Here is a 19,672-nt window from a genome sequence, read left to right as displayed (position 1 = left end):
GACGCTGGACACACCCTGTTTAGCTGCACTTCTTAGCTGCACTTCTCGACCTGGCCGCTTCTAATGAGCGTGCCGCCGAGCAGGCGCCCGCGAGTCGGGGGTCAAATCAGCGCCGTTAAAGTAGGCGGCAAGCCTAGGCGTGGAGGACGTGGCTGTCAATTGTCATGGGCGTTGTTGTGGTCAACCTCGCTTCTTGGCAGGGCGATTTTCTGGATATTTGAATGCAGCAGGTGAAAACCCTGAGATGAGTGGCTTTGTCGTGGACGCGACAGGGGCGAGTTCTCTAAACTCGTAGCCTTCGGTCCGTTTGGGGCCCGCAGTCGAGGAGACGCAATGTTCACCGGTATCGTGCAGGGCACCGCCAAGGTGGTCGCCATTGAGGAGGCGGAGCTGTTCCGCACCCATGTCATCTCTCTGCCCAAGTCGCTACGCAAGGGCCTTGAGATCGGCGCCTCTGTGTCTCACAACGGGGTCTGCCTGACGGTCACGGGCATCGAAGGGAAACGAGTCAGCTTCGATCTGATGCGCGAGACGCTGCGCGTGACCAACCTTGGTGCAGTGGAGGTGGGAAGCCGCGTCAATATAGAGCGTGCTGCGCGCTTCGGTGACGAGATCGGTGGTCACTCGATGTCTGGCCACGTGATCGCTATGGCTGAGTTGGTAGAGCTCGACGAGGCGCCCAACAACCGTCGGCTGTGGTTCGAGCTGCCCCATGAACTGGGCCGTTTCCTGTTCGACAAGGGCTATATAGGCGTCGACGGCATCAGCCTGACCATCGGCGAGGTTCGCCCGGCCGGTGCCACCCACGGGCCGCGCTTCTGCGTCAACCTGATTCCCGAGACTCTGGCGCGCACCACCCTGATAGACCGAGTGCTCGGCGATCGCGTCAACATAGAGATCGATCCTCAGACCCAGGCCATTGTCGAGACTGTTGAGCGGGTTCTGGCGTCCCGCGAAGTTTGAGTCGGGTCCGCGGTTGAAAGGTTCGTCGGGTTGGCGTTGGCAGCTCGACTGGCGGTTGGCCCGCTAGTTGCTTAAGCAGGTCTAACTGGCTGCCTGAGGGCGTATCGCATCCCGAATGAGATGTGAGTACCATAGGCCGCCTTTCCCGCGACTTTTCTCGCACCCTCCAGGATCATCGCATCGTCCACTCGCCCAGGAACGAGCCCCATGCTGAAACGCCTGATCGACAAGCAGTTCAAGCTGGTAGAAAACAATACCAACGTGAAGACCGAGGTCATCGCCGGGATTACCACCTTCCTGACCATGGCTTACATCATCTTCGTCAACCCCAGCATCCTCTCCGAGGCGGGCATGGACTACGGTGCCGTGTTCGTCGCCACCTGTCTGGCCGCAGCCATTGGCTGTCTGATCATGGGGCTTTGGGCCAACTACCCCATCGCCCAGGCGCCGGGTATGGGGCTCAACGCCTTCTTTACCTACGGCGTCGTACTGGGCATGGGCTACACCTGGGAGGCGGCGCTGGGCGCGGTATTCTTCTCTGGCTTCATTTTCTTGCTGCTGAGCATCTTCAAGGTGCGCGAGTGGATCATCAACTCGATCCCGCTTTCCCTGCGCCTGGGGATAGCCGCCGGTATCGGGCTCTTCCTGGCGATGATTGCCTTGAAGAATGCCGGCATCGTGGTCTCCAACCCGGCTACCTATGTCGCTTTGGGCGATCTCTCCGAGCCGGCCGCCATCTACGCGCTGCTCGGTTTCTTCGTGATTACCGCACTGGCCTACCTTAAGGTCACCGGCGCGGTGATGATCGGTATTCTAGGCATTACCGTGATCGCTATGTTGCTGGGCCACAACGAGTACGGCGGATTGATGTCCATGCCGCCTTCCATTGCGCCGACCTTCATGGCATTGGACCTTTGGGGGGCGTTGGATGTCGCCATGCTCAGCGTTATCTTCGCCTTCCTGTTCGTCGACCTTTTCGACACCTCCGGCACCCTGGTGGGCGTGGCCCATCGCGGCAAGCTGCTCGACGAGAACGGCAAGCTGCCGCGCATCGGCCGCGCCATGATGGCCGATAGCAGCGCCTCCATGGCCGGTGCGGTGCTTGGCACCTCGACGACCACCAGCTATATCGAGTCCACCGCGGGTATCGCTTCTGGCGGACGCACCGGCCTGACCGCCGTGGTGGTGGCTGCGCTGTTCCTGATCAGCCTGTTCTTCGCGCCGTTGGCGGGCTCCATTCCCGCCTATGCCACCGCTGGAGCGCTCCTCTACGTGGCGGTATTGATGGCCGGCAGCCTGGCCCATGCCAATTGGGACGATCCCACCGAAGCCGCACCGGTGTTGATCGCTGCACTGGCCATGCCGCTGACCTTCTCGATTGCCGAGGGCATTGCGCTGGGCTTCATCAGCTACGCTGCCATCAAGACGCTGTCCGGTCGTTTCCAGGACCTGAACCCGGCGGTGATCGTGCTGGCGCTGCTGTTCGCGGTCAAGTTCCTGTTTCTCGACTGATCCACTGATTGCACCCACTCACCGAGACCCGAATCGATGAGCATTTACGGCGACTACATCAAGTCCGTGATCCGCACCGTCCCCGACTGGCCGCAGCCTGGGGTCAACTTCCGTGACATCACGCCGCTGCTGCAAAACAGCGCGGCCTTCCGCAAGCTTATCGACAGCTTCGTGCATCGCTATCAGGAGATGGATCTCGACGCTATCGCTGCCATCGATGCCCGCGGCTTCATCGTTGGCGCGCCGTTGGCCTACGAACTGGGCTGCAGCTTCGTGCCGGTGCGCAAGAAGGGCAAGTTGCCGTTCCGCACCATCAGCGAGACCTACACCCTGGAGTACGGCGAGGCCGAAGTCGAACTGCACTCCGATGCCTTCAAACAGGGTGATCGTATCCTGATCGTCGATGACTTGATCGCCACCGGGGGCACCATGCTGGCTGCCGCCAAGTTGATCACCCGAAGTGGCGGACAGGTGGTGGAGACTGCCACCATCGTTGATCTGCCAGACCTTGGCGGTTCCCGGCGCATCCATGAGGCGGGCTACAACGTCTTCGCTGTCTGTTCTTTTACCGAGGACGAGTGACCCCATGAGCCATAATCGCTATCACAAGCACTTCACGGTCTCCTGGGACCAGCTGCATCGAGATGTGCGCGAGCTCTCTCACCAGCTGGTTGAACGTGATTTCAAGGGTATCGTTGCCATCACCCGCGGCGGGCTGATACCCGCGGCGTTGATTGCTCGCGAACTCAACGTGCGCCTGATCGATACCGTCTGCATCAAAAGCTATGATCATATGGATCAGGGTGGGCTCGACGTGCTGAAGGGGGTCGAACACGACGGCGAAGGCTGGCTGCTGGTGGACGACCTGGTCGACACGGGCAAGACCGCACGCAAGGTGCGCGAGCTGCTGCCCAATGCGCATTTCGTCACCGTCTATGCCAAGCCCGAGGGCAAGCCGCTGGTGGACCAGTACCTCACCGAAGTGGCACAGGACTGCTGGATCCAGTTTCCTTGGGACATGGGCGTGGCCTACGTTGAACCTCTGGTCGACCAGGCAAAGCGCTGACCCATGGCCTGTCCACTTACCGACAGCTGGCAGCAGTGGCTGGGAGATGAGTTCGAGGCGCCCTACATGCACGCGCTGCGGGATTTTCTGGCCGCCGAGAAGGCCGCCAGGAAAGTGATCTACCCGCATTCGTCCGAGTGGTTTCGCGCCTTCGATCTCACCCCGCTGAACGCCGTCAAGGTGGTAATCCTCGGTCAAGACCCCTACCACGGCCCGAACCAGGCCCATGGGCTCTGCTTCTCGGTTCGCGCCGGCGTGCGTGTACCGCCATCGCTTGCCAACATCTACAAGGAGCTTGCAGATGATGTGGGTTTCCAGCCGGTGGCCCACGGCAACCTGGAGTCCTGGGCCCATCAGGGCGTGCTGTTGCTCAACGCCTCGCTAACGGTGGAGCAGGGCAATGCCGGTTCGCATCGTGGCAAGGGATGGGAGACGTTCACCGACCGCGCCATTGCCGCGGTAAGTGAACACGCCGAGCCCTCGGTGTTCCTGCTGTGGGGGAGTCATGCTCGCCAGAAGAAGGCACTGATTGATTCGTCTCGCCACCTGGTGCTGGAGTCGCCGCATCCTTCGCCGCTTTCCGCCCATCGTGGCTTCTTCGGCAACCATCATTTCTCCCGGGCCAACGCCTTCCTGGTAGAGCATGGCCGCACGCCCGTCGATTGGCAGCTGCCAGAGACGCCTTAACCTCGAGGCAGCATGCGGGTAGAATCGTCCCCAAGTTATCGACACGGTCCATGAGACCAAGGTCGGTATCGTTTCCCGCCGCCCCGTTTCCAATAGTTAAGAGGTCCGCCCATGAGCGTCCATGCGATCCAGCACCCTCTGGTCCAGCACAAGCTCGGCCTGATGCGTGAAGCCGGCATCAGCACCAAGAGTTTTCGCGAGCTGGCTGGCGAGCTGGCCAAGCTGCTGACCTACGAGGCGACCCAGGACCTGGAGCTGCAGTCCCAGGATATCGACGGCTGGAGCGGCAAGAAGATTTCGGTGCAGCTGCTCAAGGGCAAGAAGGTCACCATCGTGCCGATCCTGCGCGCGGGACTGGGCATGCTCGACGGTGTCACCGATCTGATACCTAGCGCCCGGATCAGCGTGGTGGGTCTCTACCGCGATGAAGAAACTCTCGAGCCAGTGCCCTATTTCGCCAAGTTTGCTGGCGATCTGGACGAGCGCATGGCGCTCGTTATCGACCCTATGCTGGCCACCGGCGGTACCATGGTGGCAACGCTGGACATGCTGCGCGAGCGCGGTTGCAAGCACATGAAAGTGATCGTACTGGTGGCGGCGCCCGAGGGCATCAAGCGCGTCCAGGATGCTTATCCTGACATCGAGATCTACACGGCGGGTATCGACGATCACCTGGACGAGAACGGCTACATCGTGCCTGGCCTGGGGGATGCCGGAGACAAGATCTTCGGCACCCGCTGAGCCTTCCCCGCCCCCGGCGCCGTCCCGTGCGCTTCCCAAAGGCAGCTGTGTTCATACCCGAACATGGCTGCCTTTGTCTTTCATCTTCCTTCCAGTCCCTCCCCGTTTCGCCTAAAGTATAATTCCTCGTAAAATATCTTATAAATCAGTAGCTTGTCTACTGATAGCGCGTCAACAGCTACCGATCCTGTGTTTTCGTTTAACAACATGGGTGTCATAAAACTGCGACTGCACTATGGTGTTCAGACGTCGACATGATCGACGTCATACAAAAACGAACAACCGAGACTCACCATGTCATTGATCCTGGAAAATATTGATCTGACGGTAGGTGGCGCCACTCACGTTGCGGATGTGAACCTCGAACTTGAGCCCGGATCCTTCAACGTCTTGTTAGGACGAACCTTGGCCGGCAAGACAACCCTGATGCGGCTGATGGCCGGACTCGATGCGCCTAGCCGTGGCCGCGTGCTGATGAACGGCCAGGACGTCACCAGGGTGTCTGTCCGCCATCGCAACGTCTCTATGGTCTACCAGCAGTTCATCAACTATCCCTCGCTGAGCGTTTACGACAACATCGCCTCGCCGCTGAGACTCGCCAAGGTGAGCAAGGCCGAGATCGATAGGCGGGTTCGCGAAACCGCCGAGATGTTGCATATCGAACACCTTCTCGACCGCCTGCCCCTGGAGCTGTCGGGCGGGCAGCAGCAGCGCACCGCCATGGGGCGGGCGCTGGTCAAGGATGCCGATGTCGTGCTTTTCGATGAGCCGCTGGTCAACCTCGACTATAAGCTGCGTGAGGAGTTTCGCGAGGAGCTTCGCACCCTGTTCAGCGAGCGCCACTGCATCGCCGTTTATGCTACCACCGAGCCGGCAGAGGCCCTGGCCCTGGGCGGCTACACCGCTGTGCTTCACGAGGGGCGCCTGCTGCAGTACGGCCGCACCGATGATGTCTACCATCGTCCTCTGGATATCCTCACTGCCGAGATGTTTTCCGAGCCGCCCATCAACGTGATGCGCGGCATCATCTCGGGGTCCGAAGTGACCTTCGACAAGCGCGTCCATTTCCCGCTCACCGACGACCTGCGCACCTTGGCGCCGGGCGAGTACCGCTTCGGGGTTCGGCCCGCGCATATATCGCTTGTGCCGCGTTCCGACGATGACATCGAGGTGGAGATGGAGGTCGAGATGGCCGAGATCAGTGGTTCCGAGACCTTCCTGCACGTGTCCAATGCGATGTTCCACCTGACCGTGCACCTGGAGGGCGTCCACGAGTTCACTCCAGGCAAGGCGGTCAAGCTCTACATTCCCACCCGCAAGGTCTACGCCTTCGACCGCCAGGGTGCCGTGGTCCATATTCCGACCCACGCCGGGAGGGCATGACATGGCAGAGATCACTCTGAAAAACCTTGCCCACACCTACATGGCCGAGCCGTCCTCCCCCGAGGACTACGCCATACGCGAGATGAACCACGTGTGGCACCAGGGCGGCGCCTATGCGCTGCTTGGCCCCTCCGGCTGCGGCAAGTCGACCCTGCTCAACATCATTTCTGGGTTGCTCGAACCCTCCAGCGGCGATGTGCTGTTCGACGGCGAAAAGGTGAATGAGCTACCTCCCGAGGCGCGCAACATCGCACAGGTGTTCCAGTTCCCGGTCGTCTACGACACCATGACGGTCTACGACAATCTGGCCTTTCCGCTGCGCAACATCGGCACCCCTGCTGACAGAGTGCGTGAGCGTGTCATGGAAGTGGCCGACGTTCTCGAGCTGACCCCCCAACTTAAACGCAAAGCCAAGAACCTCACCGCAGATGAAAAGCAGAAGGTCTCCATGGGGCGTGGCCTGGTGCGCGACGACGTTTCGGCAATCCTCTTTGACGAGCCGTTGACGGTCATTGACCCTCAGCTGAAATGGAAGCTGCGCCGAAAGCTCAAGGAGATCCACCAGCGTTTCAATATCACCATGGTTTATGTCACCCATGATCAGCTTGAAGCGTCGACCTTTGCCGACAAGATTGCGGTGATGTACGAGGGACAGGTAGTGCAGTTCGGCACTCCTCGAGAGCTCTTTGAGACGCCCAACCACACCTTTGTCGGCTACTTTATCGGCAGCCCCGGTATGAACTTCCTCAAGGTCGAACTTCGCGACGGCCACTTGATGTCAGGGGAGCTGCCGCTGAGCGTATCCCCTGCCGTCCATGACGCCGTGGCGCATGCAGGCTCGGCCAACATCAAGCTGGGCATTCGACCCGAGTTCGTCGAAGTGCATGCCGATCGGGTCGACGAGGCCATGGAAGCTCTGGTCGAGGACGTACAGGACCTCGGTACCTACGCGATCCTTTCGCTGCGGCTGGGGGATATCCCCTTTAAGGCCCGCATCGAGGAGGACGACACCCTGCCCCGAGACAAGGCATGGCTGCGTTTTCCGATCGAGCACCTCGGCCTCTATGTCGACGAGTTCCGCGTGGAGATTCCTCATGAATAACAAGATTTACAATAACCGGGCCTGGTGGCTGATCCTGCCGATGCTGCTGCTGGTGGCCTTCTCGGCGATCATCCCGCTGATGACCGTGGTGAACTACTCCGTCCAGGACGTCTTCGATGCCAACACCCGGTTCTTCACCGGCACGGAATGGTTCCAGGCCACTCTCAACGACCCGGGGCTCCAGGCGGCGCTGGTGCGCCAGTTCGCCTTCTCACTGACGGTGCTGGCCATCGAGGTGCCGCTGGGGATCGGCATCGCCCTGCTTATGCCCAAGAAGGGCTGGCAAGCTTCGGCGATTCTGATCCTGGTGACCATGCCACTGCTGATCCCCTGGAACGTGGTGGGCAGCATCTGGCAGATATTTACCCGTGGCGATATCGGCCTGATGGGCTGGGGTCTGCGCGAGTTGGGATATGGCTACAACATCACCCGCAGCGCCGTCGATGCCTGGGGCACCATCATCCTGATGGATGTCTGGCATTGGACGCCGCTGATCGCGCTGCTTTGCTACAGCGGCCTGCGTTCCATTCCGGATGCCTACTACCAGGCGGCACGCATCGATCGTGCCTCGCGCTGGGCGGTGTTTCGCTACATTCAGATGCCCAAACTGACCAACGTGTTGGTCATCGGCATCCTGCTGCGCTTCATGCACTCCTTCATGATCTACGCCGAGCCCTTCGTGCTGACCGGGGGAGGGCCAGGCAACTCCACCACTTTCCTGAGTCAGTCGCTGACCACCATGGCGATCGGGCAACAGGACCTGGGCCCCTCGGCGGCATTCTCGCTGATCTATTTCTTGATCATTCTGCTGGTTTGCTGGGTCTTCTACACCGCAATCATGAATCTCCAGAAAGACAAGCAACAGGACAAGGGGGCGTGACATGAGCAATTCGATTCCTACCACGCCGGAAGCGGTACGCAAGCAGGCCGCGGCGACCAATAATCGTCGCCGCCGTCAGGCCCGCTCGGTCTCCCGCCAGTGGCGCCGCCGAGGCCTGATGACCGCCTACATCATCTTCGTGTTGCTGCCGGTTTACTGGCTGCTCAACATGTCGTTTCAGTCGAACAGCGAGATTCTGGGGTCTCTGACCCTGTGGCCCCAGGACTTTACTCTGGAGCACTACGCCAAGATTTTCTCCGACTCGAACTGGTACATGGGCTACGTAAACTCCATTGCTTACGTGCTGATGAACATGCTGATCAGTCTGGCCGTGGCCTTACCGGCGGCCTATGCCTTCAGCCGATATCGTTTCATCGGCGATAAGCACCTGTTTTTCTGGCTGCTGACCAACCTGATGGCGCCGCCCGCGGTGTTCCTGCTGCCCTATTTTCAGCTCTATTACACCGTCGGACTGTTTGATACCCACGTGGCCGTGGCCCTGGCGCACTGTCTCTTCAATATTCCGCTGGCGATCTGGATTCTGGAGGGCTTCATGAGCAGCGTGCCCAAGGAGATCGACGAGACGGCGTTTATCGATGGCTACAGTTTCCCGCGCTTCTTCGTGAAGATCTTCATCCCCATGATCAGTTCGGGCATCGGCGTGACCCTGTTCTTCCTGTTCATGTTCTCCTGGGTGGAGCTGCTGTTGGCGAGCACCCTGACCTCCACCGGCGCCCAGCCCATCGGCTCGGTGATGACTCAGACCAAAGGGGCATCGGGGATCGACTGGGGAGCGCTCTCTGCCGCCGGGGTACTGACCATTCTGCCAGGTATCGTGGTGGTCTACTTCGTGCGCAACCATATCGCCAAGGGCTTTGCCCTGGGCCGCACCTGAGGAGGAATGCGTCATGGAATGGATGGTATGGACCACGCCCACCGCGATCTTCTTCTCTGCCATTGCCGCCATTCTGGTGGGAATGACGGCCTGGGAGCTCGCCTCACCGACCATCGAGCGCAAGGGCTTTCTGCCTATCGCCACGACCCGCGGTGACCGGCTCTTTATCGGGCTGCTCTGCGCGGCCTATATCCACCTGATGGTGGTGGGCTTTACCTCACTCAGTCTCTGGCTGGCTCTGGGCATCTCGATCCTGTGGCTACTGATCCTGATGCGCTGGGGCTGACAGGAATGCATGGAGCCGAATGCAATAACGTTCATGGACGAGCTATCACAACCGAAGAGGTCAATATGAAAGCGACAACAATGCGACTCTCTCTACTCGCTGCCGGTGTCATGCTGGCAAGCGGGGCACTGCACGCCGACAACCATGATGCTCGCGCCATTGCCGAGCGGCTGGTCGATGAGCATTTCCAGAACTCGACGCTGACCCGTGAAGAGCAGATCGAGGAGCTACTCTGGTTTGCCGAGACGGCCGCGCCCATGCGCGGCATGGAGATCAATACCGTCGCCGAAGGGCTGACCACGCACATCTATGAGCGCGACGTGCTGGCAACGGCCTTCACTGAGCTTACTGGCATCAACGTCACCCACAACATCATCGGTGAGGGGGACGTGGTCAATAACATGCAGACCCAGATGCAGTCGGGTCGCAATATCTACGACGGCTACGTCAACGACTCCGACGCCATCGGCACCCATATCCGCTATGGCACCACCATCAATCTCTCCGAGGCGATGGAGAACGAATGGGCTGACTTCACCCTGCCCAGCCTGGACCTCGACGACTTCATCGGCATCCAGTACACCACCGGTCCCGACGGCAGCATCTATCAGCTGCCCACCCAGCAGTTTGCCAACCTCTACTGGTTCCGCTACGACTGGTTCCAGCGCGAGGACCTCCAGGCACAGTTCCGCGATATCTACGGCTACGATCTGGGCGTACCCACCAACTGGACAGCCTACGAGGAGATCGCCGAGTTCTTCACCGAGCACGTTGGCGAGATCGACGGCACCCAGGTCTACGGTCATATGGACTATGGTCGTCGCGATCCATCCCTGGGCTGGCGCTTCCACGACTCCTGGCTCTCCATGGCCGGCATGGGCAGCGTCGGCGTCCCCTTCGGCAACCCGGTAGATGACTGGGGCATTCGTGTCGACGAGGAGAGCCGCCCGGTGGGTGCCAGCGTGACCCGCGGTGGCGGCACCAACGCGCCGGCCTCGGTCTTCGCCATGCAGAAAGCCGTCGACTGGCTTCGCGACTTCGCCCCCGAAGAGGCCCAGGGGATGACCTTCGGTGAAGCCGGCCCGGTGCCGGCCCAGGGGCAGATCGCCCAGCAGATCTTCTGGTATACCGCCTTCACTGCCGACATGACCGATCCGGGCCTGCCGGTGACCGACGACGAAGGCAATCCGCTGTGGCGTATGGCGCCGTCGCCGACGGGACCCTACTGGGAGGAGGGCATGAAGGTCGGTTACCAGGACGTGGGCTCCTGGACCTTCTTCGACTCGACCCCCGAGGACCGCCGCACCGCCGCCTGGCTGTTTGCGCAGTTCACCACCGCCAAGAGCGTCTCTCTGGAGAAGCTGATGGCCGGCCTGACGCCGATTCGCGAGTCGGACATCTTCTCCGAGCAGATGACCGAGATGGCGCCGAAGCTGGGCGGCCTGGTGGAGTTCTACCGCAGCCCCAACGAGTCCAACTGGACGCCGACCGGGACCAACGTGCCCGATTATCCGCGCATGGCACCGCTGTGGTGGCAGAACCTCGCGCCGGTCATCAGCGGCGAGATCTCCCCACAGGATGGGCTCGACAACCTGGCCAGCGACATGGATAGCGTTATGGCGCGTCTGGCACGTGCCGGAGTGTTCGAGGTCTATGCGCCGCAGCTGAACGAGGAACGGGACGCCGAGTACTGGCTCTCCCAGCCGGGTTCGCCCAAGGCGAAACTCGACAACGAGATGCCCCAGGGCACTACCGTTCCCTATGACGAGATGATGGAGGCGTGGATGGCGGCTGGCACACGGTAACGGTCGATTGGCGGGCGCCTGCCGCCCGCCATGATCCCGGCACTACCGGGAATCAGTAACGTGTGACCGGTTGCCCGAACGGGTCCAGGCCCCGCTCGGTCATGCCGAGCGGGGCCCCGTTTTTTCAGGAAGGGCTTTCAGGAAGGGCTTTCAGGAAGGGCAAAAGATGCAACTCAGACAGAATAATCTGCGCAAGCTGCCCCAGCGTTGTTTCGACGTCCTGGTGGTCGGCGGTGGTATCAACGGAGCCTCCGCGGCGGCTGCCATGAGCGGCAAGGGGGCTCGGGTGGCGCTGATCGACAAGGGTGACTTCGCCGGCAGCACCAGCATGCATTCCTCCAATCTGGTGTGGGGCGGCATCAAGTACATGGAGAGCGGTGACTTCGCCCTAGTGCGTAAACTCTGCCGCAGCCGCAATCACCTGATCAAAAGCTATCCCTCATCGGTGCAGGAGATTCGTTTCCTTACCACCATCAATAAGGGGTTCCGCCACCATCCTCTGGTGCCTTGGGCGGGCACTTGGCTTTACTGGTTGATGGGCAGTTTCTTCACCCAGCGACCCCACTATTTGAAGCCCTCTACATTACACGACCGGGAGCCGATCATCGACGTGGGTTCGGCGGTGGGTGGCTTCGAATATTCGGACGCCTACCTGCATGATAACGACGCGCGCTTCGTCTTCAATTTTGTTCGCGCGGCGTTGGATTTCGGCACCGTGGCGGCCAACTATGTCGAGTATCTGGCGTCGCGCCGCGAGCAGGGCGTGTGGATCACTCGGGCCCGGGACGTGATGACCGGCGATACCTTCGAGATCCGCTCGAAGGTTCTGATCAATGCCGCCGGCCCCTGGGTTGACCAGCTCAATCAGCTCGCCGGGCAGAGCACCCAGCACCACCATGTCTTCTCCAAGGGCATTCATCTTATCGTCCCACAGCTCACTGACAGCCGTCGGGTACTGGCCTTCTTCGCCGACGACGGGCGACTCTTTTTTGTCATTCCCATGGGGCCACGCACCTGTATCGGTACCACCGATACCCGGGTCGAGACCCCCGAGGTGGGAGCGACAGAAGAAGATATTCGCTTCGTGCTGGATAACATCAACAAGCGCCTGGCACTCTCCAAGCCGCTGGCAGAGTCAGACATCATCGCCACGCGCTGTGGCGTCAGGCCGTTGGCCGTGAAGCCGAGCAGTGGCGGTGAACGCGACTTCCTCAACCTGTCGCGCAAGCATGCCATCGACCTGGACAGCCAGCAGGCCCACCTCAGCATCTTCGGGGGCAAGCTCACCGACTGCCTGAATGTGGGTGAAGAGGTGGTCGAGGCAGTGCGCGGCCTGGGTATCGAACTGCCCTACCCGGAGCAGCGCTGGTATGGCGAGCCGGATGCCTCGGTTCGCGATGCCTTCATGCATCAGGCTCGGCTGATGGACCTGGACGCCATGACCGTCGAACACGCTTCCGAACCCCTCAGCCAGCGGCTGTGGCGGCGCTATGGGTCCCAGGCGCTCGAGATGCTCGAGGCGATACGCCAGGACGAACGCCAGGCCGAGGTACTCATCGAAGGCACCGAGTATTTGAGAGTGGAACTCGAGCAGGCCCGGCGCCGAGAGATGGTCACCCGCCTCGAGGATTTCCTGCGCCGGCGCTCGAAGGTTTCGCTGGTGGTGTCGGAGGCCAGCATTCGGCGCTCGCCCGGCCTGCGTGAGGCCTGCGACATCCTGTTCGGCGACCAGGCTCAGGAACGGTTGAAGGAGTACCTTCAGGAAGAGTCGACGGAGAAGCATGAGGCAAGGGTGGAGGAGAGCGGTTAGCGGACCCATCGTCCGGGCGAGCGGAGGCTGCTAGAATGCCGCGCGATTTCATTCGATGATGTTTCCGGAGCCTTGCCATGAACGATACCGCGGCGTCGAAGCCGACCGATTCACTGCTAAAGACCCTGCTTACCGGCGCCCAGATGCTCTTCGTGGCCTTCGGGGCTTTGGTGCTGGTCCCGCTGCTCACCGGGCTGGACCCCAGCGTTGCGCTGTTTACCGCCGGAATAGGGACCCTGCTGTTTCACGGCATCACGCGCGTCACGGTGCCGGTTTTCCTGGCGTCATCGTTCGCCTTCATCGCGCCGATCCAGGGCTCGGTCGCGAACTTCGGCATCCCGGCCACCATGGGCGGACTGATGGCGGCGGGTCTGGTTTACGTGGTGATTTCCCAGGCTGTGCGCCTCAAGGGCACCGGCTGGCTGCATCGCCTGCTACCAGCGGTGGTGGTGGGGCCGGTGATCATGGTGATCGGTCTGGCGCTGGCGCCGGTGGCAGTGAGCATGGCCACCGGCGAGACCAGCGACAATATCGGCTACGGCCCCGCGATCTTCCTCTCCATGACCAGCCTGCTGGTGACCCTGGTGTTGGCGGTGTTTGGCCGAGGTATCGTGCGCCTGATCCCGATCATGGGCGGCATCGTCACCGGCTATGTGCTGGCGCTGGTGATGGGCCTGGTAGACTTTACGCCGGTGCAGGAGGCGTCCTGGCTGTCTATCCCGGCATTTACTGCGCCGAGTTTCCACTGGGCAGCGATTCTGTTCATGATCCCGGTAGCCATTGCCCCCGCGGTGGAACACATCGGCGATATGGTGGCCATCGGCTCGGTCACGCGGAAGAACTACCTGGAGACGCCCGGCCTGCATCGCACTCTGTTGGGTGACGGCCTGGCGACCACGACCGCGGCGCTGTTCGGCGGACCGCCTAACACCACCTACTCCGAGGTGACCGGGGCGGTGACTCTGACCCGCGCCTTTGATCCCAGGATCATGGTGGTAGCCGCCTGCATCGCCGTCGCGCTGGCCTTCGTCGCCAAGCTGGGGGCTCTGCTCCAGACCATCCCCGGCCCGGTGATGGGTGGCATCATGACCCTGCTGTTCGGCTCCATCGCCGTGGTAGGCATGAACACCCTGGTGCGCGCCGGCCACTCCCTGACCGCGCCGCGCAATCTGGTGGTGATCTCGCTGATCCTTGTATTCGGCATTGGCGGCATGCAGCTGGGCGGCGGCCAGTTCACCCTTCAGGGGGTCAGCCTGGCCGCCCTGGTGGGTATTGTGCTGAACTGGGTGCTGCCGCGCGCCGAGGAAGACGAGTAAAGAAAGCGAAGGCTTCGACATTCGCGAACTGAAGTTCGCTCCCACAGGGCAGTATTACCGAACCTTGTCCCTGTGGGAGCGCAGCTCCGCTGCGCGAATAGCGGTGTTGCACGGGCTCAGTCGCGGTAGCGGCGGGTGAAGTCTCCATACGCATCGATCCGGCGGTCGCGGCAGTTGGAGAGTGGTCAGATCCGCCGCGGCCGGATCAGTCCCGGTAGCGACGCACGAGATCCTGATAGGCATCGATCCGGCGGTCCCTGAGGTATGGCCAGATCCGCCGCACGTCCTCGCCCCGGTCCATGTCCAGGGTCACCAGCAGCCGCTCGGCGTTGACGCCCGCATGGGCCAGCAGCTCCCCCTGGGGGCCGGCGATGAAGCTGCCGCCCCAGAAGTCGATGCCGCGGCCAACGCCGGAGTGGTCCGGCTCGTGGTCGACCCGGTTGGCGACGATTACCGGGACACCGTTGGCCACCGCGTGGCTGCGCTGGATCAGCGTCCAGGCGTCTTTCTGGCGGGTCTTCTCGGCGTCGTCGTCGGCCGGGTCCCAGCCGATGGCAGTGGGGTAGAGCAGAATCTCGGCGCCGGCCAGCGCCATCAGCCGCGCCGCTTCCGGGTACCACTGGTCCCAGCACACCAGTACGCCGAGTCGGCCCAGCGAGGTGTCGATGGGCTGAAAGCCCTGGCCGCGTGAATCATCGGCGTCGCCCGGGGTGAAATAGAACTTCTCATAGAAGCCCGGATCATCGGGGATATGCATCTTGCGGTAGTGGCCCACGGCGCCTTGCTTGCGGTCATAGACCACCGCGGTGTTGTGGTAGAGCCCCGGCGCGCGGCGCTCAAACAGCGAGCCCACCAGTACGATATCGAGCTCCGCGGCCAGCGCCGCCAGGCGCGTGCCGGTGGGGCCATCCAGAGGTTCCGCCAGGTCGAACAGCTCGGTGTCCTCGTATTGGCAAAAATAGTGGGTGGCATGCAGCTCCTGCAACATGACCAGCTCGGCGCCGGCGGCGGCCAGCTCTCGGATGCCGGCCTCGCTCTCGGCGAGGCTTCTGGCCTTCTCGGGCCAGGCGGGCTGCTGGACCAGGCCGACCTTCAGTTGGCGGGACATGATGAACTCTCCTCTTTATTCGCTTCTCGGGGCTTGTCTGGCGACAAGCCTGTGAGCGGGGCCGGCCTTCCGGAGGCGCTGTGAATACCTCCCTGTACGCTACCGACGCCATCCCTGGCGTAGGACCTCCTCTTCGGCTTGTCCCCAGCGCCCCTAATCTCGTGGTTTCAATTTCTTTCAGGCCCGGTTGGCCAGGCTGCCCTGGGGCAGCTGCATGGTCAGGCAGTGCAGGCTGCCGTGCTGGCGGATCACGCTCAGGCAGTCGATGGGGATGATATCGCGCCCCGGGAAGGCGCCTGCCAGGGCGGTGAGGGCCCGGGTGTCGGCGGCATCTCCGTAGACAGGCACCAACACCGCACCGTTGATGATCAGGAAGTTGGCGTAGGTGGCAGGCAGGCGATGGCCGTCCACCGGGTCCAGGCAGGGGCTCGGCCAAGGCAGCGGCACCAGACGGTAGGGCTCACCGTCACGGCGCCGTAGCGCCTTGAGCTCTGACTCCATGGCGGCCAGCGCCGGATAGTGGGGGTCGGCCTGGTCGTCGCAGCGCACGTAGGCGATGGTGGCCGGGTCGCAGAAGCGTGCCAGGGTGTCCACATGGCTGTCGGTGTCATCGCCCTCCAGGTGGCCGTGGGCTAGCCACAGCACTCGAGTTACGCCGAAGTCCTCGTGCAGCCAGTCCTCTACCGCCTGACGATCCAGGCCCGGGTTGCGGTTGGGATTCAACAGGCATGCCTCGGTGGTCAACAGGGTGCCGGCACCATCGCTCTCCAGCGCGCCGCCCTCCAGTACCAGGCCACGCTCGCTTACCGGGCAGACGTAGACGCCGGCATCGACCAGGCGGCGGGTCAGGGTATTGTCCCGGGCGGCGGGAAACTTGCCGCCCCAGCCGGTAAATAGGTAGTCGTGCAGCCGAAGCGTGCCGTTTTCTTCCACGGCCAGAGGGCCATGGTCACGGGCCCAGGTGTCGTCGGCCGGCGCCACCACCAGGTGAAGGCGCTTGGCCGGGACGCCCAGCGCGGCGAAGCGGCCGGCCAGGTGGGTTTGGGTGGCGGTATCGGGGACGCTGACCAGGATGCTCTGGTAGCGTGCGATGGCGACCGCCATGGCTTCCATGGTGGCCTCGATGCGTTCAAGCATCGGGGCCCAGTCGCTATCTGGGCCGGGCCAGGTAAGCTGGACAGCATCCTGGGGATGCCACTCGGGAAGCAGGCGTTTGGCCATGGTCAGAAAAAGCCCCGCTGGATGGATCGGTGGGTCAGATCGGTAGGTCAGGTCGCGAATGTAGGCATCAATGCGCAACGATGCAAGTGGCGGCGCTATCACCAAACGCCGCTCCGCGATGTCCTCGCATGCCATGGTGCAAATCTGCGGCAAGGTGCGGGCGCCACGGTGCAGCGTCAGATAAAAAGCCTTACCATGGGCCCCCGCTGACAAGGAACGCCCCCATGCTCGACCGCCTGCCTTTTCTGATCGGGTTGCGCTATGTGCGCGCCAAGCGCCGCAACCACTTCATCTCTTTCATCTCGCTGACCTCCATGCTGGGCCTGATGCTGGGCGTCGCCGTACTGATACTGGTGCTCTCGGTGATGAACGGCTTCGACCACGAGCTGCGCACTCGCATTCTCGGCATGGTGCCCCACGCCAAGGTCGAGTCGCGCACCGGCATGGTGGAGTGGGAGTCCCTGGCCGCACGGCTGATGGAGCGAGAGCGGGTGATTGGCGCCGCTCCCTACGTGGAGCAGCAGGGGATGTTTTCTGTGGGCGGCCGTAATGAGGGCGCCATGGTCAACGGTATTCACCCCGAGTGGGAGGACCGCGTCTCGATCATCGGCAGCCACATGCAACAGGGGCAGCTCAACGACCTGCAGCCGGGGGAGTGGAACATCGTGCTGGGCTCGATCCTGGCTCGACAGCTGGGGGTCGGGGTCGGTGACCCCGTGACCCTGCTGGTGCCAGAAGCCTCGATTACACCGGCCGGGGTCTTCCCGCGGCTCAAGCGTTTCACGGTGAGCGGGATATTCAGCGTTGGCGCGGATCTGGACGCGGCCCTGGCCTACGCCAACATCGAGGACATGCAGACGCTAGGTCGCTTGGGCGACGCGGTGGGCGGTTTGCGTCTGGAACTCGATGACCTCTTCCAGGCCAGTGCGGAAACGCGCAGCATCGTCAACGAACTGGGCCCGGGCTACCAGGGCGTCGACTGGACCTTCTCCCACGGCAACCTGTTTCAGGCGATCCAGATGGAGAAGCGCATGATTGGGTTACTGCTCACGGTGATCATCGCCGTGGCGGCCTTCAATATCGTGTCGACCCTGGTGATGGTGGTGACCGACAAGCATGCCGATATCGCCATCCTGCGGACGATTGGCGCCACACCGCGCTCGATCATGGGGATCTTCATCGTCCAGGGGCTGGCCATCGGGGTAATCGGCATCCTGGTTGGCGTGGTGCTCGGCGTGCTGCTGGCGTTGACCATTTCTAATATCATCGATGGGGTCGAGAGCCTGTTCGGCATCCAGTTCCTCGACGCTGGGGTCTACTTCATCAGTAACCTTCCCTCGCGCCTAGACTGGACGGACGTGCGCGATATCGTCGCGTCGGCGCTGGTCCTGACCTTCCTTTCCACCCTCTATCCGGCCTGGCGAGCGGCCAAGGTCCAGCCGGCGGAGGTGTTGCGCTATGAGTAAGACGACCATGCAAGCCACAGCCGAGCAGGGCGCCCGCGCGGCGCAGGGTAGTACCATGCTGGAGTGCCTCGATCTGACCCGTGTCTACAGTGAAGGCCCTCAGGATGTCACCGTGTTGGATGGCCTGGCGTTGACCGTTTACGCCGGTGAGCGAGTGGCCATCGTCGGTAGCTCCGGCTCCGGCAAGACCACACTGCTCAATCTCCTGGGCGGCCTCGATCAGCCCACGCGTGGTGAGGTGCGTATCGCCGGTGAATCGCTGTTGGCGCTGGGAAACGCGGCTCTGGGCCGGTTCCGTAACCGGCATATCGGCTTCGTCTATCAGTTCCACCATTTGTTGGCCGAGTTCACCGCCCTCGAGAATGCCGCGCTGCCGCTGATCGTGCGTGGGCAGCGCAAGAAGGATGCCGAGGCTCGTGCCCGGAAACTGCTGGATAGGGTGGGTATGGCCGAGCGCGCCGATCACAAGCCCGGCGAACTCTCTGGCGGAGAGCGACAGCGGGTGGCTATCGCCCGCGCTCTGGTCACCGACCCGAGCCTGGTACTGATGGACGAGCCCACTGGCAATCTGGACCAGTACACCGCGGCCAGCATTCTGGCGTTGATGGATGAGCTGGCGCGCTCCTCTGCCTGTGCGTTCGTGATCGTGACCCACGACCTGGCACTAGCGGCCCATCAGGATCGGGTCATGCGACTGGACGAGGGACGCCTGACCGAGCAGCCGCGGAGCCCGAAGGCTGGCTGAGCCCGCTGCCGACAGCCGGTCATCATCTGTCAACAATAAACGGCCGGCCCCTCGGGGGTCGGCCGTTTGCGTTGGCGAGCAAGCGGGAAATTACAGTGCATCCTCCTCGCAGGACGACTTGCGCCGCCGCCGTCGTGCCTTCCAGCTGCGCGAGACCTGCCAGCGCCAGATCAGTCGGATCACCAGATTGCCGAGCACTGCCAGGGCGATGGCGGTGACCATTGAGCCCACCGCCAGAGCGGGCAGGATGTCGACCATCTGCTCGGCGATCCAGCGTGTGGAGAGTCGGTTCGGCACCTCACGGGCCGGCGTGTTCATCAGCCAGGCACCTAGCCGGTAGTTGCCATAAAAGATCAGCGGCATGGTCAGCGGATTGGTGATCCATACCAGGCCCACGGAGAGCGGCAGGTTGGCACGGGCCAGCCAGGCGCCCAGGGCCGCTATCGCCATCTGAAAGGGGATGGGTAGCATGGCGCTGAACAGACCCACCGAGAAGGCGTTGGCCACGCTGCGGCGGCTCAGCACCCACAGGGTGGGATTGCCAATGAGGTGCCCCATGAAACGCAACGAACGCTGGCGCCTGAGCGTCTCGGGATGCGGCATATAGCGCTGGAGTAAGCGGCGCGGCATGTTGTCAGGCTCGCTGCATCGTGACGCAGGCTATTATCCATACATGAGCCTGCCTC

19 protein-coding genes are annotated in these 19,672 nt (G+C 62.3%); 16 read left to right on the top strand and 3 right to left on the bottom strand.

Annotated features, from left to right (window positions below; all coding sequences use genetic code 11):
* Positions 1 to 333: 333 nt before the first annotated feature.
* From ACFODV_RS01445 to ACFODV_RS01380, 14 genes are all read left to right on the top strand, one after another.
* Complete coding sequence (locus tag ACFODV_RS01445) at positions 334 to 963, top strand: riboflavin synthase subunit alpha (protein ID WP_379753534.1); 630 nt, start codon at positions 334 to 336, stop codon at positions 961 to 963.
* A gap of 207 nt (positions 964 to 1,170) precedes the next feature.
* Positions 1,171 to 2,475 (top strand): NCS2 family permease, encoded by a 1,305-nt coding sequence (locus ACFODV_RS01440; protein WP_379753531.1) that lies wholly within the window; start codon positions 1,171 to 1,173, stop codon positions 2,473 to 2,475.
* A 36-nt stretch (positions 2,476 to 2,511) separates the two neighbouring features.
* Positions 2,512 to 3,057, top strand: a complete 546-nt coding sequence (locus ACFODV_RS01435; RefSeq protein WP_379753528.1) for an adenine phosphoribosyltransferase — start codon at positions 2,512 to 2,514, stop codon at positions 3,055 to 3,057.
* Between the two features lie 4 nt (positions 3,058 to 3,061).
* Entirely contained in the window at positions 3,062 to 3,541 is a 480-nt protein-coding gene (gene gpt / locus ACFODV_RS01430) for a xanthine phosphoribosyltransferase (RefSeq protein WP_379753525.1), read from the top strand.
* A gap of 3 nt (positions 3,542 to 3,544) precedes the next feature.
* Positions 3,545 to 4,228, top strand: a complete 684-nt coding sequence (gene ung / locus ACFODV_RS01425) for a uracil-DNA glycosylase (protein ID WP_379753522.1) — start codon at positions 3,545 to 3,547, stop codon at positions 4,226 to 4,228.
* A gap of 111 nt (positions 4,229 to 4,339) precedes the next feature.
* Positions 4,340 to 4,969: a uracil phosphoribosyltransferase gene (gene upp / locus ACFODV_RS01420; protein ID WP_379753519.1), complete on the top strand. Its 630-nt coding sequence runs from the start codon at positions 4,340 to 4,342 to the stop codon at positions 4,967 to 4,969.
* A gap of 294 nt (positions 4,970 to 5,263) precedes the next feature.
* The gene (locus tag ACFODV_RS01415; RefSeq protein ID WP_379753516.1) at positions 5,264 to 6,352 is read left to right on the top strand and encodes an ABC transporter ATP-binding protein; all 1,089 of its coding nucleotides are present in this window, start codon (positions 5,264 to 5,266) and stop codon (positions 6,350 to 6,352) included.
* Position 6,353: 1 nt separating this feature from the next.
* Positions 6,354 to 7,454, top strand: coding sequence for an ABC transporter ATP-binding protein (locus ACFODV_RS01410; RefSeq protein WP_379753513.1), 1,101 nt, complete (start codon positions 6,354 to 6,356; stop codon positions 7,452 to 7,454).
* Complete coding sequence (locus ACFODV_RS01405; protein WP_379753510.1) at positions 7,447 to 8,334, top strand: carbohydrate ABC transporter permease; 888 nt, start codon at positions 7,447 to 7,449, stop codon at positions 8,332 to 8,334. The genes ACFODV_RS01410 and ACFODV_RS01405 overlap by 8 nt, the downstream gene beginning before the upstream one ends.
* A gap of 1 nt (position 8,335) precedes the next feature.
* Positions 8,336 to 9,229 carry a carbohydrate ABC transporter permease gene (locus ACFODV_RS01400; RefSeq protein ID WP_379753507.1) on the top strand — a complete coding sequence of 298 codons (894 nt, stop codon included), beginning with the start codon at positions 8,336 to 8,338 and terminating at the stop codon, positions 9,227 to 9,229.
* A 13-nt stretch (positions 9,230 to 9,242) separates the two neighbouring features.
* Positions 9,243 to 9,515, top strand: a complete 273-nt coding sequence (locus ACFODV_RS01395; protein ID WP_290785661.1) for a DUF2160 domain-containing protein — start codon at positions 9,243 to 9,245, stop codon at positions 9,513 to 9,515.
* A gap of 65 nt (positions 9,516 to 9,580) precedes the next feature.
* Entirely contained in the window at positions 9,581 to 11,320 is a 1,740-nt protein-coding gene (locus tag ACFODV_RS01390; protein ID WP_379753504.1) for an ABC transporter substrate-binding protein, read from the top strand.
* Between the two features lie 166 nt (positions 11,321 to 11,486).
* Positions 11,487 to 13,130, top strand: coding sequence for a glycerol-3-phosphate dehydrogenase/oxidase (locus ACFODV_RS01385; RefSeq protein ID WP_379753501.1), 1,644 nt, complete (start codon positions 11,487 to 11,489; stop codon positions 13,128 to 13,130).
* A gap of 77 nt (positions 13,131 to 13,207) precedes the next feature.
* On the top strand, positions 13,208 to 14,446 hold the full coding sequence (locus tag ACFODV_RS01380) for a uracil-xanthine permease family protein (protein ID WP_379753498.1): 1,239 nt from the start codon (positions 13,208 to 13,210) through the stop codon (positions 14,444 to 14,446).
* Between the two features lie 205 nt (positions 14,447 to 14,651).
* On the opposite strand, the gene ACFODV_RS01375 is transcribed toward ACFODV_RS01380, so the two are convergent.
* Both ACFODV_RS01375 and ACFODV_RS01370 read right to left on the bottom strand, forming a co-directional pair.
* A complete protein-coding gene (locus ACFODV_RS01375) occupies positions 14,652 to 15,554 on the bottom strand; it encodes a carbon-nitrogen hydrolase (protein WP_379753495.1) in 903 nt (300 codons plus the stop codon).
* Positions 15,555 to 15,731: 177 nt separating this feature from the next.
* Complete coding sequence (locus ACFODV_RS01370) at positions 15,732 to 16,775, bottom strand: agmatine deiminase family protein (RefSeq protein WP_379754280.1); 1,044 nt, start codon at positions 16,773 to 16,775, stop codon at positions 15,732 to 15,734.
* A gap of 224 nt (positions 16,776 to 16,999) precedes the next feature.
* On the opposite strand from ACFODV_RS01370, the gene ACFODV_RS01365 reads away from it, so the two are divergent.
* Together ACFODV_RS01365 and ACFODV_RS01360 are read left to right on the top strand one after the other, a co-directional pair.
* Entirely contained in the window at positions 17,000 to 18,241 is a 1,242-nt protein-coding gene (locus ACFODV_RS01365) for a lipoprotein-releasing ABC transporter permease subunit (RefSeq protein ID WP_379753492.1), read from the top strand.
* A 7-nt stretch (positions 18,242 to 18,248) separates the two neighbouring features.
* Entirely contained in the window at positions 18,249 to 18,986 is a 738-nt protein-coding gene (locus tag ACFODV_RS01360) for an ABC transporter ATP-binding protein (protein WP_379754277.1), read from the top strand.
* Positions 18,987 to 19,076: 90 nt separating this feature from the next.
* Here the strand turns inward: ACFODV_RS01360 and ACFODV_RS01355 are convergent, their stop codons facing one another.
* Positions 19,077 to 19,616, bottom strand: a complete 540-nt coding sequence (locus ACFODV_RS01355; RefSeq protein WP_379753488.1) for a DUF2062 domain-containing protein — start codon at positions 19,614 to 19,616, stop codon at positions 19,077 to 19,079.
* Positions 19,617 to 19,672 lie beyond the last annotated feature (56 nt).

The sequence above is a fragment of the Halomonas tibetensis genome (assembly GCF_042643535.1).
In the GTDB taxonomy this organism is placed as follows: Bacteria; Pseudomonadota; Gammaproteobacteria; order Pseudomonadales; family Halomonadaceae; genus Halomonas; species Halomonas tibetensis.
This window is presented reverse-complemented; position numbering and strand designations above follow the sequence as displayed.

What these genes read in the sequence shown, in the direction of transcription:
- gpt (WP_379753525.1), top strand. Translation starts at nt 3,062, where the DNA reads ATGAGCCATAATCGCTATCACAAGCACTTCACGGTCTCCTGGGACCAG.
- ACFODV_RS01390 (WP_379753504.1), top strand. Translation starts at nt 9,581, where the DNA reads ATGAAAGCGACAACAATGCGACTCTCTCTACTCGCTGCCGGTGTCATG.
- upp (WP_379753519.1), top strand. Translation starts at nt 4,340, where the DNA reads ATGAGCGTCCATGCGATCCAGCACCCTCTGGTCCAGCACAAGCTCGGC.
- ACFODV_RS01355 (WP_379753488.1), bottom strand. Translation starts at nt 19,616, where the DNA reads ATGCCGCGCCGCTTACTCCAGCGCTATATGCCGCATCCCGAGACGCTC.
- ACFODV_RS01405 (WP_379753510.1), top strand. Translation starts at nt 7,447, where the DNA reads ATGAATAACAAGATTTACAATAACCGGGCCTGGTGGCTGATCCTGCCG.
- ACFODV_RS01385 (WP_379753501.1), top strand. Translation starts at nt 11,487, where the DNA reads ATGCAACTCAGACAGAATAATCTGCGCAAGCTGCCCCAGCGTTGTTTC.
- ACFODV_RS01370 (WP_379754280.1), bottom strand. Translation starts at nt 16,775, where the DNA reads ATGGCCAAACGCCTGCTTCCCGAGTGGCATCCCCAGGATGCTGTCCAG.
- ung (WP_379753522.1), top strand. Translation starts at nt 3,545, where the DNA reads ATGGCCTGTCCACTTACCGACAGCTGGCAGCAGTGGCTGGGAGATGAG.
- ACFODV_RS01380 (WP_379753498.1), top strand. Translation starts at nt 13,208, where the DNA reads ATGAACGATACCGCGGCGTCGAAGCCGACCGATTCACTGCTAAAGACC.
- ACFODV_RS01410 (WP_379753513.1), top strand. Translation starts at nt 6,354, where the DNA reads ATGGCAGAGATCACTCTGAAAAACCTTGCCCACACCTACATGGCCGAG.
- ACFODV_RS01375 (WP_379753495.1), bottom strand. Translation starts at nt 15,554, where the DNA reads ATGTCCCGCCAACTGAAGGTCGGCCTGGTCCAGCAGCCCGCCTGGCCC.
- ACFODV_RS01360 (WP_379754277.1), top strand. Translation starts at nt 18,249, where the DNA reads ATGCAAGCCACAGCCGAGCAGGGCGCCCGCGCGGCGCAGGGTAGTACC.
- ACFODV_RS01395 (WP_290785661.1), top strand. Translation starts at nt 9,243, where the DNA reads ATGGAATGGATGGTATGGACCACGCCCACCGCGATCTTCTTCTCTGCC.
- ACFODV_RS01440 (WP_379753531.1), top strand. Translation starts at nt 1,171, where the DNA reads ATGCTGAAACGCCTGATCGACAAGCAGTTCAAGCTGGTAGAAAACAAT.
- ACFODV_RS01415 (WP_379753516.1), top strand. Translation starts at nt 5,264, where the DNA reads ATGTCATTGATCCTGGAAAATATTGATCTGACGGTAGGTGGCGCCACT.
- ACFODV_RS01365 (WP_379753492.1), top strand. Translation starts at nt 17,000, where the DNA reads ATGCTCGACCGCCTGCCTTTTCTGATCGGGTTGCGCTATGTGCGCGCC.
- ACFODV_RS01435 (WP_379753528.1), top strand. Translation starts at nt 2,512, where the DNA reads ATGAGCATTTACGGCGACTACATCAAGTCCGTGATCCGCACCGTCCCC.
- ACFODV_RS01400 (WP_379753507.1), top strand. Translation starts at nt 8,336, where the DNA reads ATGAGCAATTCGATTCCTACCACGCCGGAAGCGGTACGCAAGCAGGCC.
- ACFODV_RS01445 (WP_379753534.1), top strand. Translation starts at nt 334, where the DNA reads ATGTTCACCGGTATCGTGCAGGGCACCGCCAAGGTGGTCGCCATTGAG.